Genomic DNA, 13,162 nt, shown 5'->3' with positions numbered 1-13,162 from the left:
CTCATACAGTACTAGTATGGTACAATATGGTTATTAACGACGGAAAGGAATGATGGGTGGACGATGATTAACTAATCTTATTTTTAAATGTTGAAATTCAATACATTTCAATTTCTAAAAAATAGGATTAGTCTGCCCAATTTCCATACAACGGTATTGCTATTTATGTTGCGCAATAGCTTATTTGGGTATAAATATTTTAACGACTAATCCTGCCAAATTTATTTGGGAGGATTTTTTTATTCTCCCTTAATGAAAGGGATCGGTATTATGAAAGAACTATTAAAATTAAATGATGTTTATGTTGAAATAAAGGAAAATATGTTGTTAGAGAAAATGAATGTGACAGTAAAACAAGGGGATGTTATCGGATTAATTGGTAAAAATGGTGCCGGTAAATCAACGTTACTTCAATTAATAAATGGGAAGATTGAGCCTTCAAAAGGTACTGTTGAATGGATGCAAATGAACATGACAACAGCATATGTTGAACAAGAAAAAGAATCTTTTGTTAATAAGGATATAATTGCAAAAGAAGCAGAACTTCTTGCGAAATGGGGCGTGCCAACGAATGATTTTTTTACTTTAAGTGGTGGTGAAAAGCTAAAAGTTCGATTAGCAAAAGGATTTGCTGAAAATCCTAATGTCTTAATATTAGACGAACCGACAAATCATCTAGATGAGATGAGTACGGAATTTCTTATTAAACAAATAAAAAATATGAAAGGTACAGTTATCGTCGTATCGCATGATCGATATTTTTTAGATGTTGTCGCGACTAGAATATGGTCAATTGAGGATAAAAAATTAATTGATCATAGCGGGAATTATACGAGTTATATGAAAGCACGTGAGCATAAAAGAATGACGCAGCAGCGTGAATATGAAAAACAACAAAAGAAGATAGAACAAGTAGAAACTCATATAAAAGAATTAAGCTCATGGTCACAAAAGGCACATGCGCAGTCCACAAAACAAGAAGGTGTGAAAGAGTTTTATCGTGTAAAGGCGAAGCGAATGGATGCGCAAGTAAAATCGAAACGAAAACGTCTTGAAAAAGAGCTTGAGAAAACGAAAGTTGAACGTGTGAAAGAAGATTATTCGGTTGAATTTTCTATTCAAGCGAATAAAAAAGTAGGGAAACGTTTTTTAGAAGTAAAACAATTACGGAAAGAATTTAATAATCGGCTATTATTTGAAAACGTTAATTTTACAATTCAGCACGGTGAGAAGATTGCGATTGTTGGCCCAAACGGTAGCGGGAAAACAACATTACTAAAGATGATTATGGGAGCGGAAACTGCTCAAGGCGAAATATGGATTTCACCATCAGCAAACATCGGTTATTTAACACAAGAAGTATTTGATTTACCACTTGATAAAACACCAGAAGATTTATTTTATAAAGAGACATTTGAAGAAAGAGGAAAAGTCCAAAATTTAATGAAACATTTAGGATTTGAATCTTCTCAATGGACAGAGCCGATACGATATATGAGTATGGGAGAACGAGTAAAATGTAAGCTAATGGCTTATATTTTAGATGAAAAAGATGTACTTATTTTAGATGAACCAACGAATCATCTGGATTTGCCTTCACGTGAACAGCTCGAAAATACATTAGCTGAGTATAACGGAACACTCGTTATTGTTTCTCATGATCGATATTTTCTGGAGAAAACAACAAACACAAAACTTGTGTTTGTAAACAATACGATACAAAAGCAACTTGAAGAACCTACGAAAACAAGAGATGAAATTGAAGAGCTACGTTTAACGTTAGAAACAGAAAGACAAGAAGTATTAGGGAAATTAAGCTTTTTAACTTCTAAAGACAAAGAATATAAAGCACTGGATGAACGATTTAAGGAACTTACGAAGCAGATTAAGGAACTTTAATGTAAGTAAGGGGGATTAACATGGGAGAAGAGAGTTTGACTAAGTTATTTAGAATAGATTGTGGAGATCTATACCTACAAGAGTTTACGGTCAATGATGCAGAGAGTATTTATCAAATACATTTCAATTAAAGGCGTAAGTTAAAAATATAACTTTGGGAATGAAAAGATCGATAAAGTAATCGGTCTTTTCTTTTTCGTATAATAAAGATAGGATATTGTATTTCCTACCACTATACAATTATTATAAGATAGTTATGCGTAATTTTAATTTGTAAATAGTATTATTATCAGTTTTTTTAGAAATCTTACAAGCGTGTAAGATAAATGAAAGATGAATCAATATGAGCTATAAGAGAATTCATTTACACTCTATTGTGAGAAGTGCAAATGAAGGGAGAATAGAAATGGAAATTTTACATGCGAAAAATATTAGTAAAGTATATAAAGGGAAAATACCTTTTAAAGCATTAGTAGATATTGATTTATCAATTCAAGAAGGTGAATTTATAGGGATCATGGGGCCATCTGGTAGCGGGAAAACAACGTTATTAAATATGGTATCTACTATCGACTCTCCAACATCGGGAGAAATAGTAATAAATGGTACGAATCCTTTCCAGTTATCATCTGAAGATTTGGCTTTATTCCGTAGAAAACAATTAGGATTTGTATTCCAATCATTTAATTTACTTAGTACGCTTACAGTGAAGGAAAATATCGTATTGCCGATGACATTAGATGGTGTTTCTGTGCAAGAAATGAATAAACGAGTAGAAGAAATTGCAGAGAAATTAAATATTACAGATATATTGAATAAAAGAACGTTTGAAATTTCAGGGGGACAAGCTCAAAGAACAGCAATTGCTCGTGCAATTGTTCATAAGCCGCAATTATTACTTGCTGATGAACCGACCGGGAATTTAGACTCTAAATCTTCAAATGATGTAATGGAGATGCTGGATACGCTTAATAAGGAAGAAAAGGCAACGATGATGTTAGTTACACATGATCCGTATGCAGCTAGTTTTTGTAGCCGAGTAATCTTCATAAAAGATGGTCAACTGTATAACGAAATTTATCGTGGTGAAAGTCGGCAAACCTTTTATCAAAAGATTATGGATGTCCTTTCTTTGTTAGGAGGGAAAAGGCATGACTTTTCGTCAGTTCGCATTTAATAATATTTTTCGAAATAAGCGTACATATGCTGCCCATTTTTTAAGTAGTGCATTTTCGATTATGATTTTCTTTACATATGCCCTTTTATTATTCCATCCTGATTTACAAGGGGAGTTGAAATCGACAAGTAAAACAATAAGTACATTTGGTACATTAGGATTTCAAATATCCCAAGGTTTGATTTTTGTCTTTTCATTTTTCTTTATTTTATATTCAGTGAGCTCGTTTTTAAAAACGCGTAAGAAAGAATTTGGTATTTTAATGATGCAAGGTATGTCAATGAGACAGCTTAAGCAGTTATTGTTAATTGAAAATATGTTAATCGGACTTGGTTCGATTTGTATTGGGATCCTCATTGGCCTCATATTTTCTAAACTAGTTTTACTAATCAGTGCCAGTGTATTAATGATTAGTAATGGTTTACCTTTTTATATACCAGTGCAGGCTGTATTATTAACAGTTTTCACGTTTCTTGTCTTATTTTTAATCGTTTCGTTAGTTACATTTAAAACGGTTAAAGTAACCGAACTTGTGGAACTTATTCAAGCTGGAGAAAAGCCAAAGCCTGAACCGAAAGCTTCAATAATATTATCGTTACTTTCTTTAATTAGTATAGGGTATGGGTACATTTCAGTATTTCGCTTTATTCAAAATCATAGTTTTATCATGCTCGTAATGGGTGTGCTCTTAGTAATTATAGGAACGTACTTTTTATATACACAATGTAGTGTTTATATATTGCATCTTGCGAAAAGGAGTGAATTTTTCTTTTTAAAGAGAACAAATATATTAACGTTTTCAGAATTAATTTACCGTATGAAAGATAATGCAACTATGTTTTTTATAGTGTCTATTATTTCAGCAGTGGCTTTTACAGCAATTGGAACTACAGCTGCTATTGGGAATAAAGAATTGGTAAGAATGACAAACCCATATACGTTTCTTTATATAGGTCCTGAAAAAGACAAAGTGGTGGATAAACATCTCTCTATTATAAAAAAACATCTTGCTGATGCGAATATTCCATATCGAACAGCTTCATCTTCTTATAAATATACAGAAAGTAATGTATATGTAATGAAATTAAGTGAATATAACGAACTTGCGAGAGCGCTAGGGTATCAACAAGAAACGATTGAAAAAGAAGATGAAATATTACTAATCCCTGGAATGGTATCACAAAAACAAGAATTTAAAAATGGTGATTATAAAAAGAATATTGAAGTCATTGAAGGAGATTGGATAAAGACATTTCGTGTGAAAAAAGCTGTAGAAAATTTAGTTTTACCACATGATACTAGCGGTATTTTTATCGCGGTTCAAGATCGTGTATATGATGGTATTCCTTTTAATATCAATCAAGATGATGTAGTTATTCAACATCGTACATACGGATTTGTTGTAGATGACTGGATAAAGACAAAAGAAATTTCAAATCAATTAAATAGTATATTCAATGCAGATGCAAGAGAAGATAATTTCCATTTTCAAGCTTTGACTTTAAGTTTGTTAGAGGCAAAACAAACGAATGGATTATTACTTATGGCCAGTGTTTTAGTTGGAATCGTCTTCTTCACATTTGCCGCTAGTTTTATTTACTTCCGGTTATATACTGATTTGGATCGCGATCAACAACAATATAAAATGATTTCGAAAATGGGATTAAGTAAGCGAGAGTTGAAAAAAGTTGTAACGAGACAGTTATTATTAATGTTCTTTTTACCGATTACCATTGCAGTAATACACACAGTGGTTGCTTATATGGCATTACAACAATTAGTCGATTTTTCTATTTTAAATAGTTCTATTGTAATTTTAATTTCATTTATCTGTATACAAGTTTTATATTTCTATATAACTCGTTGGCGTTATTTACAAAAGCTTTATAAAACTATGGAACAGTAGGGAATATGAGTAAGTAAGACTGCATAAAAGCATGTAAAAACAATTTGAGTTATGAAAGGAACTGTGATGAAGAAAATATTATCTATTTTCATTTTAAGTATATTAATGTTAATAAGTTTAAGTGCATGCTCTAAAAATGAAAACAGATTTCCAGCTAACGGTGTATTAATCATTGGAGATGAAAATAATACTTTATTAATTATGAATCGTTATCAGGAAATTACGAAAGAAAATGAAGTGTTTTCTGTGAAAACGGGTACATTTGGAAATGGACAAGTTTTAATTTTAAATGAATCTACAGCACAAGCGTTGATTAAAACAAAGATTTTTCGTGAAAGAGAGAATGGATCCAAATTTAGACCTATAGATACGTTACCTAAGTTACCAAAAGAAGGCTCGATTTTGTTGGCACAAGAAGATGAAAAAAATTTAAAAAGTATTGAATTAGAAGGAAAGGAGTTTGCTGTTAAATACGGTAGTGATGCTTGGATAGGTAACACTCGTAAATATCCAACACAAGCGTATGTAATTGTAGCAAAAGATAGTGTGTATAAAGAATTAAAAGCAAATGAAACGAAAATGCATCTTCTCCACCTGAACAAGTCTTTAGGTGATGAAAAACCTAAAATGTCGACAGATAATACATTAATAAATGAAAAAGTAAAAGTAGAAAAGTTAATTAAAGATCATCAAGGGGAGGTATCATTTCAGTTTGTAACGATTGGAGAAAAATCTTAAAAAAGAGTTCGAGGTTGATAGAAATTTTATCAATCTCGAACTCTTTTTACTTTAGAGCATTCATATAACATAGATTACATTACTTCATTTAATCGAGTCTCACTCGTTTCTTCAATCGCATTTGAATTTTGAACTGAATTATTTTGTGCTTCTTTTTCTTTACGAGCCTTTTGTAGCATTTCAAGTATAATCCATAAAGGAACACCTTTATCTTTTAGCATCTTCCATAAATCTAATTCATTAAATTTATGCTCAGGTTGTTTCGTCTCTTTTTCAGATGAACGAATATCAAATTTGATGGGATCATTTGATTTTTTATCTTCAAGTTTAGTAGAAGAGATAGTATTATGCTCAAGATTAGATGGAGTTATTTTAGTAGGTTGAGATAATGTATGAATATTTGATCTGATTTGCATGCTTTTTCCTCCTTTTCAAGCAATGAGATTAGTTTTCTTATGGTTTTTAAATCTTTTTAACATGAGGAAACTATACCTAATTATAAATTCAAATAAATAGATTTACAAGGTGTATTGTAAAAAGTAAATGTTTACTTGAATTAATATTTATCAACATTTGTATATGTTTTCTATATATACAACGTATATATAATAATTTACATTATGTTTAAGTTATTAAAGCATGCTGTAAAGTGAAAAATGTAAACGTTTTATCAGGGGGAGGAAATATGGGGAAGTTATTTTTAAAAATATGTTTTTTTGCATTAGTGGCTGTTTGTTCATTGGTAGCGAAAATAACATATGCTGAAGAGAGTCAACAAAATAATTATCCGATCATTTTAGTAAATGGGTTTGCCGGATGGGGTAGAGAGGAAATGCTAGGGGTTAAATATTGGGGGGGTGTTCATGATATACAAGAAGATTTGAAACGCAATGGTTATACAGTTCATACCGCAGCTGTTGGACCAGTTTCTAGTAACTGGGACCGTGCATGTGAATTATATGCCCAAATTAACGGTGGAACAGTAGACTACGGTGCCGCACATGCTGAGAAACATGGACATAATCGTTTTGGTAGAACTTATAGTGGTTTTGCGCCGAATTGGAGTGAAACAAATAAAGTTCATTTAGTTGGGCATAGCATGGGTGGACAAACGATTAGAACATTAGTACAGCTATTAAAAGAAGGCAGTTTTGAAGAAAAAAATTATGTGAAAAATCACCCAAACACCAAAATATCACCATTATTTGAGGGCGAGAAATCATATGTTCATAGTGTTACAACATTAGCAACTCCTCACAACGGTACAACACTTGCGGATGGTAGTCTTCTACTACCGTTCGTTAAAGATTTACTCATTACAGCTGCAAGTTTTGGAGGAAACGATAATTTATCACTATATGATTTTAAATTGGATCAATGGGGCATAAAGAAAAATGTTGGAGAGTCCTTTTTCCAATACAGTAATCGTATTCTAAATAGTTCACTTTGGAAAAATACAAAAGATATAAGTCAATGGGATTTAAGTACAGATGGTGCAAAGGAGTTAAATAATTGGGTAAAGACGCAACCGAATGTGTATTACTTATCCTATAGTGGACATGCATCACAAGCGGCACCTATAACAGGTTTACATTTGCCTCATATAACGATGAATAAAGTGTTAATGGGGAATGCATTTTTCTTAGGTTCCTATGCAAGGTATGAAGAAAATCGTCCATTAATTGATACTACTTGGTGGCAAAATGATGGTGTAGTAAATACAAGTTCTATGATTGCACCTTCTTCTAATGCTACCGTAAATAATAATGAGTCATTACAGATTGGGAAATGGAATCATATCGAAACGAAAGCAAATTGGGACCATCTCGACATGGTAGGATTAAGTATTTCAGACACGTTAGGTTTTTCTAACATTCAAGAGTTTTATAGAACAATTGCTGAAAAGCTATCACGTTTACCGAAATAGGTAATAATAAAGCGCTCTCGATGGAATTCGAGGGCGCTTTATATTATATTGAAAGAGGGATTTGGTAGAAAAATATGGGGGGATATTATGAAAATTAAAGTTGTACTATCAGGATATGGAACAGTAGGAAGAGAGTTTATAAAATTACTACATGAAAAATGTTCATATATATATGAAACATATGGTATAGAGTTAGTTGTAAGTGGCGTATTAGGCAGAAATGTTGCAATACATAATGAGGATGGATTATCTATTCACAACTTATTAATGTATGGTAGCAGTAGTGCTGCAATTGAAAAGTATATAGAATATCATCCGGAGGAACGTGCGACAGATAACATAAGTGGTACAGTGCTGGTAGAATCAACAGTTACAAACCTTAAAGATGGAAATCCAGGGAAACAATATATAAAACAAGCGATTGAGAAACAAATGGATATAGTAGCAATTTCAAAAGGTGCGCTTGTTACAAACTGGAGAGAAATAAATGAAGCAGCAAAAATTGCGAATGTACGAATTCGATATAGTGGTGCAACTGCGGCCGCATTACCGACACTTGATATTGGTCAATTTAGTTTAGCTGGTTGCCATGTTAAAAAAATAGAAGGAATATTAAACGGGACAACAAATTATATTCTTACGAAAATGAATGAGGAAGATATTACGTTTGAAGAAGCACTGAAAGAAGCGCAACGTAAAGGAATTGCTGAGACGAACCCAATATTGGATGTAAGCGGATCTGATAGTGCTTGTAAATTGTTACTTTTGACAAACAGTTTAATGGGAACAGAGCATATGCTTACAGATATATATATAAAAGGAATTGAACATGTTACAAAACAACAAATTCGAAATGCTAAGGAACAAAATAAATTTATTAAATTAATAGCTTCAGCGTATAAGGACCAGGATGGTAAAGTGACTCTTAAAGTAGAACCGTACGAAATAGATAAGGATCATCCGCTAGCAAATGTAAATGGGACAGAAAAAGGGATTACGTTCTTTACAGATACGATGGGACAAGTTACTACAATTGGTGGTGCATCAAATCCACGCGGAGCCGCAGCAGCAGCTTTAAAAGATATAATTAACTTATACCGTAAAGATTTATCCCTTAGTAACAGGTAGTAAAACGCCTGGTTCGTGAGGGCTAATAATCAGTGAGCTTAATAAACAATCCCATTGATTAAAGTTCCACTTTATAAGACCGTACCGCCCTTTATAAAAAATACATATGTAGTGGACCTTTTGAGAATGAAATAAATATGCAAAAATGATTGCAGGGGGTAAGGAATTGTTTAAAGATTTTAAAGTTGTCAAAGAGCGTCCCGTTTATATTCAATTGAAAGATTATTTAAAAAAGATGATTATGAAAGGGTATTTGCTCGGGGATCAAAAAATTCCTTCGACGAGGGAACTTAGCGAATTATTAAGTGTGAGCAGAAATACTGTGCTAGCTGCTTATGCGGATTTAGAGCAAGAAGGACTTATATATGCAGTTAAAGGAAAAGGGAATTTTGTTGCGAAGGTTGATATTTCAAACACTTCGTCTGTTGAAATAGATTGGAAAAATAAAATTAATACAGTTACTTTATTAGCGGATGAATTAGATTTAATGAAACATGGTGTTCGCTGGGAAAAAGGAATGATTGTTTTTAACAGTATCGCTCCGGACGAAAAGCTATTTGATGTGGAAAATTTCAAAAGAGCTTTTCTTACTCGTATGTCCATTGAAGGTGATGTCGTATTAAATTACGGATACGCAAAAGGCTATAGACCGTTAATGAAATATTTACTTCATTATATGGAAATGAAAGGTGTAGATATTTCGAATAAAGACATTTTAATTACAAATGGATTTACAGAAGGGTTAGACATTGTTCTATCCTCGTTATCAAAGAAATCAGGGCGGGTTATTTGCGAGAATCCGACTCATCATGCTGCACTCAAACTTTTCCGCCTACATGGTCTTGAAGTGGATGGAATAAATATGAATGAAGATGGTATTGATACGAACGAAGTGGAAAAAAGCTTGCGTGAAAAAGAGTTTGATTTTGCGTATTTAATTCCTTCCTATCATAATCCAACCGGTATTGTTACGAGTTCAGAGAAAAGAACGGAACTGATGAGATTATTTTCAAAATATAAGGTTCCTATTATAGAAGATGGATTTAATGAGGAACTACGTTATTCAGGTTCACATTTAGCCCCACTATTAACTTTTGCTGGTGCTGGTAATAATGTGATTTATATTAGTAGCTTTTCGAAGGTACTTTTCCCTGGTTTACGTGTTGGATGGATCATTGCAGATAAAGAGCTGATTCATTATTTAGAAAGTGTAAAAAGAGCAAGAACAATTCACACATCTACTTTAGATCAAGCTGTTCTTTTTCAATATTTACATGAAGGATATTTTGAAAAATATTTAAAAAAGGCAAGGTCTGTTTATAAGAAAAAATATGAGTTAGCTGTTGGGGCGTGTAACGAGTACATTCCGTTTCAAAGAATGACCGGTGATGGTGGACTTCATTTATTTATAGAGTTAGAAGAAAAAATTCATGCCCGCACACTTTTGCAAAAGTGTTATGAGCAAGGGGTTACTTTTTCTCCTGGAGATGTGTTTTATTCTGATGGAGAAGGAGCGACCACTTTTCGATTAGGATTTTCACGCCTGAAAGAAGAAGAAATAGTTCGTGGAATCAAAATAATCGGTGATACAATAAAAAACGAAATTTGGAGTTGAGGAAATGAGAATTGGCGTTATTATGGGAGGAGTATCCTCTGAAAAACAAGTATCCATTATGACTGGAAATGAAATGATTGCAAATTTAGATAAAAATAAATATGAAATTGTACCAATTACATTAAATGAAAAAATGGATTTAATCGAAAAAGCGAAAGACATTGATTTTGCATTGCTCGCATTACACGGAAAATACGGAGAAGATGGAACTGTTCAAGGAACGCTTGAAAGTTTAGGTATTCCTTATAGCGGAAGCAATATGTTATCTAGCGGTATATGTATGGACAAAAATATTTCGAAAAAGATTTTACGTTATGAAGGAATAGAAACACCAGATTGGATTGAACTTACAAAAATGGAGGATCTAAATGTTGATGAATTAGATAAATTAGGATTTCCGTTAGTGGTAAAACCAAACTCTGGTGGCTCGAGTGTGGGGGTAAAGATTGTCTATGATAAAGATGAATTAATTTCAATGCTGGAAACGGTGTTCGAATGGGATTCTGAAGTAGTAATAGAGAAATATATAAAAGGTGACGAGATTACATGTTCCATTTTTGATGGAAAACAATTACCTATTATTTCAATTCGACATGCGGCGGAGTTCTTTGATTACAATGCGAAATATGATGATACTAGTACAATTGAAGAAGTTATTGAACTTCCAGCTGAACTTAAGGAACGTGTAAACAAAGCGTCACTGGCTTGCTATAAAGCATTAAAATGCAGCGTTTATGCAAGGGTGGATATGATGGTGAAGGATGGTATTCCATATGTAATGGAGATTAATACATTACCAGGGATGACGCAAGCGAGTTTACTACCAAAAAGTGCAGCTGCAGCGGGAATTGAATATAGTAAACTATTAGATATGATTATTGAAACTTCATTAAGAGTAAGAAAAGACGAAGGATTTTAAGTAGTGGTATCATGAATAACTTTTGACAGTTACATGAAGTATGTTATGATGAATACAATACGAAAATTAAATATTTTATCCACTAGGGGGGCCTATTATAGGCTGAGATCAAATTGGAATTTGAGACTCTTAGTACCTGATCTGGTTAATGCCAGCGTAGGGAAGTGGGAAAGACATTGCTATTTAATAAATAAAAACTGTCAATTTCACTTTCTTTACGCCTGTAAAGAAAGTTTTTTTGTTTTACAGATTTAATAATGGTGGGTAAATACTTAAATTTTATACATAATTGGAGGGACTTAAATGACTTTTTCACAATCATTACGTAAAGAAGTAGATTCAATTTGGGAAGCTAGTTTTCATCATCCTTTTGTAAAAAAACTTGGTGAAGGAACGTTAGATTTAGCTAGTTTTCGCTATTACGTGCTTCAAGATTCATATTATTTAAGTCACTTTGCTAGAGTACAAACTTTAGGAGCTGCAAAAGCACTGGAATTAGAAACGACAGCTCGTATGGCACACCATGCTCAAAATACATATGAGGCGGAATTATCTTTACATGAGAATTTTGCGAAGAAATTAGGGATAACACAAGAAGAAAAAGATACTTTTATCCCTGCTCCAACTGCATACGCATATACTTCACATATGTATCGTGCTGCGTATGAAGGGCATTTAGGTGATATCATTGCAGCTATTTTACCTTGCTATTGGTTATATTATGAAATTGGTGAGCGTTTAAAAGAGTGTCGGCCAGAAGAGCCAATTTATAACGAATGGATTTCTGCTTATGGATCTGATTGGTTCCGAACGTTGGTTGAAGAACAAATTACACGATTAGATGCAATAGCTGAAAAAGTAACAGAGGCAGACCGAAATCGAATGAAACAACATTTTATTATTAGCAGCCAATATGAATATTCATTTTGGGAAATGGCTTATACATTAGAAAAGTGGCCGATAAGTACAGAAGAGAAAAACGTAATAGGATAAAGAGAAGAGGTATTGCTATTCACAGGTATGAATAATACTTATGTATATAATTTAACAAAAGAAGTATCACAAAAAGGCGCATCAATCTAAGTGCGTCTTTTTTCAATTTATCCCGCTTTAATGGGCAGTAAGACCCCCGCCTCAAAACAAAATTCAGCGAAAGAAAAGAATTTAGGTGGGGGGGCGGGCTGCCCATAAAATTCCGATTGGTTCAACTAATAATCAGTGGGGGATAAAGAAAACCCCCACTGATTAAAGTTTCACTTTATAAAAATGAGCCCGTGGAAAAATAACCTAAAAATAGGTACATGAACAAGGTGCATCATCTAGTGATAGGTCATATTTTGTAGGTGTACGTATTGAACTTAGCTTATAGCGCTATTTCTACTAAGATTTAACAAACAGAAATATAGGAAAGCGTCGAAAGGTTTAAAGTTAATAAACGGAGGTCATGAAAATGAATCAGTTTCAACAAGAACTACAAGCGTTAAGCCTTAATGATTACCAGTCTGGAAATGTTGTGTACTGGGACCAGCAAAACCAATATCCATATTACTATATTGAAGATGCTGCTCGTCGCTGTGGCGGATGTGGCGGTCGTTGCGGTGGCGGTCGTTGCGGTGGATTTCGTTGTGGTGGATTCCGTTGTTTTGGTTGCTTCGGTTGTTTTGGTTGTTTTAGTTGTGGAGGTTGTGGCGGCTGTGGTAGTTGCTCTAATTGTTTTAATGGTACTTCTGATGCTATTGTAATATATGAATATTGATTTGAATTTTATTAAAAAAAGACACGGCTTCCAGTGTCCCAACTTACGACGAGAGTTTTATGAGGAAACTTAAATAGGTCAATTTAAGTTTCTCTAT

At 33.2% G+C, this 13,162-nt stretch carries 11 protein-coding genes, 1 pseudogene and 1 riboswitch; of the genes and pseudogenes, 11 read left to right on the top strand and 1 reads right to left on the bottom strand.

Annotated elements, in window-relative coordinates; translation table 11 throughout:
* Positions 1–270 precede the first annotated feature (270 nt).
* From abc-f to MR083_RS01515, 5 genes and pseudogenes are all read left to right on the top strand, one after another.
* Positions 271–1,899, top strand: a complete 1,629-nt coding sequence (abc-f, locus tag MR083_RS01530; protein WP_011040367.1) for a ribosomal protection-like ABC-F family protein — start codon at positions 271–273, stop codon at positions 1,897–1,899.
* A gap of 20 nt (positions 1,900–1,919) precedes the next feature.
* Positions 1,920–2,018, top strand: a pseudogene (locus MR083_RS27980) (acetyltransferase); the annotation flags it as partial.
* Positions 2,019–2,305: 287 nt separating this feature from the next.
* Positions 2,306–3,076: an ABC transporter ATP-binding protein gene (locus MR083_RS01525; protein ID WP_000404256.1), complete on the top strand. Its 771-nt coding sequence runs from the start codon at positions 2,306–2,308 to the stop codon at positions 3,074–3,076.
* Positions 3,051–4,982 (top strand): ABC transporter permease, encoded by a 1,932-nt coding sequence (locus MR083_RS01520; protein WP_046647115.1) that lies wholly within the window; start codon positions 3,051–3,053, stop codon positions 4,980–4,982. The genes MR083_RS01525 and MR083_RS01520 overlap by 26 nt, the downstream gene beginning before the upstream one ends.
* Before the next feature lie 66 nt (positions 4,983–5,048).
* Positions 5,049–5,720 (top strand): lipoprotein BA_5634 family protein, encoded by a 672-nt coding sequence (locus MR083_RS01515; RefSeq protein ID WP_000722811.1) that lies wholly within the window; start codon positions 5,049–5,051, stop codon positions 5,718–5,720.
* A gap of 74 nt (positions 5,721–5,794) precedes the next feature.
* Here the strand turns inward: MR083_RS01515 and MR083_RS01510 are convergent, their stop codons facing one another.
* Positions 5,795–6,136, bottom strand: coding sequence for a DUF3914 domain-containing protein (locus MR083_RS01510; RefSeq protein WP_001167180.1), 342 nt, complete (start codon positions 6,134–6,136; stop codon positions 5,795–5,797).
* Positions 6,137–6,405: 269 nt separating this feature from the next.
* On the opposite strand from MR083_RS01510, the gene MR083_RS01505 reads away from it, so the two are divergent.
* From MR083_RS01505 to MR083_RS01480, 6 genes are all read left to right on the top strand, one after another.
* The gene (locus MR083_RS01505) at positions 6,406–7,647 is read left to right on the top strand and encodes an esterase/lipase family protein (protein WP_000517052.1); all 1,242 of its coding nucleotides are present in this window, start codon (positions 6,406–6,408) and stop codon (positions 7,645–7,647) included.
* An 87-nt stretch (positions 7,648–7,734) separates the two neighbouring features.
* Positions 7,735–8,775: a homoserine dehydrogenase gene (locus tag MR083_RS01500; RefSeq protein WP_000695913.1), complete on the top strand. Its 1,041-nt coding sequence runs from the start codon at positions 7,735–7,737 to the stop codon at positions 8,773–8,775.
* Between the two features lie 166 nt (positions 8,776–8,941).
* Positions 8,942–10,390, top strand: coding sequence for a MocR-like pyridoxine biosynthesis transcription factor PdxR (pdxR, locus tag MR083_RS01495; protein ID WP_000471647.1), 1,449 nt, complete (start codon positions 8,942–8,944; stop codon positions 10,388–10,390).
* A 4-nt stretch (positions 10,391–10,394) separates the two neighbouring features.
* Positions 10,395–11,309 (top strand): D-alanine--D-alanine ligase, encoded by a 915-nt coding sequence (gene ddlB / locus MR083_RS01490; RefSeq protein WP_001219730.1) that lies wholly within the window; start codon positions 10,395–10,397, stop codon positions 11,307–11,309.
* Positions 11,310–11,383: 74 nt separating this feature from the next.
* Positions 11,384–11,489, top strand: a riboswitch (TPP riboswitch).
* Between the two features lie 123 nt (positions 11,490–11,612).
* Entirely contained in the window at positions 11,613–12,302 is a 690-nt protein-coding gene (tenA, locus tag MR083_RS01485; RefSeq protein WP_242268295.1) for a thiaminase II, read from the top strand.
* Between the two features lie 457 nt (positions 12,303–12,759).
* A complete protein-coding gene (locus MR083_RS01480; protein WP_001071358.1) occupies positions 12,760–13,065 on the top strand; it encodes a heterocycloanthracin/sonorensin family bacteriocin in 306 nt (101 codons plus the stop codon).
* Positions 13,066–13,162 lie beyond the last annotated feature (97 nt).

This window comes from Bacillus cereus group sp. BfR-BA-01408 (assembly GCF_022663305.1).
GTDB lineage: Bacteria > Bacillota > Bacilli > Bacillales > Bacillaceae_G > Bacillus_A > Bacillus_A pacificus.
Note: the sequence above shows the minus strand (reverse complement) of the source record. Positions and strands in the feature narration are given on the sequence as shown.

Excerpts from the sequence above, each read along its gene's own strand:
- abc-f (WP_011040367.1), top strand. The coding sequence starts at position 271 with ATGAAAGAACTATTAAAATTAAATGATGTTTATGTTGAAATAAAGGAA.
- MR083_RS01525 (WP_000404256.1), top strand. The coding sequence starts at position 2,306 with ATGGAAATTTTACATGCGAAAAATATTAGTAAAGTATATAAAGGGAAA.
- MR083_RS01520 (WP_046647115.1), top strand. The coding sequence starts at position 3,051 with ATGACTTTTCGTCAGTTCGCATTTAATAATATTTTTCGAAATAAGCGT.
- MR083_RS01515 (WP_000722811.1), top strand. The coding sequence starts at position 5,049 with ATGAAGAAAATATTATCTATTTTCATTTTAAGTATATTAATGTTAATA.
- MR083_RS01510 (WP_001167180.1), bottom strand. The coding sequence starts at position 6,136 with ATGCAAATCAGATCAAATATTCATACATTATCTCAACCTACTAAAATA.
- MR083_RS01505 (WP_000517052.1), top strand. The coding sequence starts at position 6,406 with ATGGGGAAGTTATTTTTAAAAATATGTTTTTTTGCATTAGTGGCTGTT.
- MR083_RS01500 (WP_000695913.1), top strand. The coding sequence starts at position 7,735 with ATGAAAATTAAAGTTGTACTATCAGGATATGGAACAGTAGGAAGAGAG.
- ddlB (WP_001219730.1), top strand. The coding sequence starts at position 10,395 with ATGAGAATTGGCGTTATTATGGGAGGAGTATCCTCTGAAAAACAAGTA.
- tenA (WP_242268295.1), top strand. The coding sequence starts at position 11,613 with ATGACTTTTTCACAATCATTACGTAAAGAAGTAGATTCAATTTGGGAA.
- MR083_RS01480 (WP_001071358.1), top strand. The coding sequence starts at position 12,760 with ATGAATCAGTTTCAACAAGAACTACAAGCGTTAAGCCTTAATGATTAC.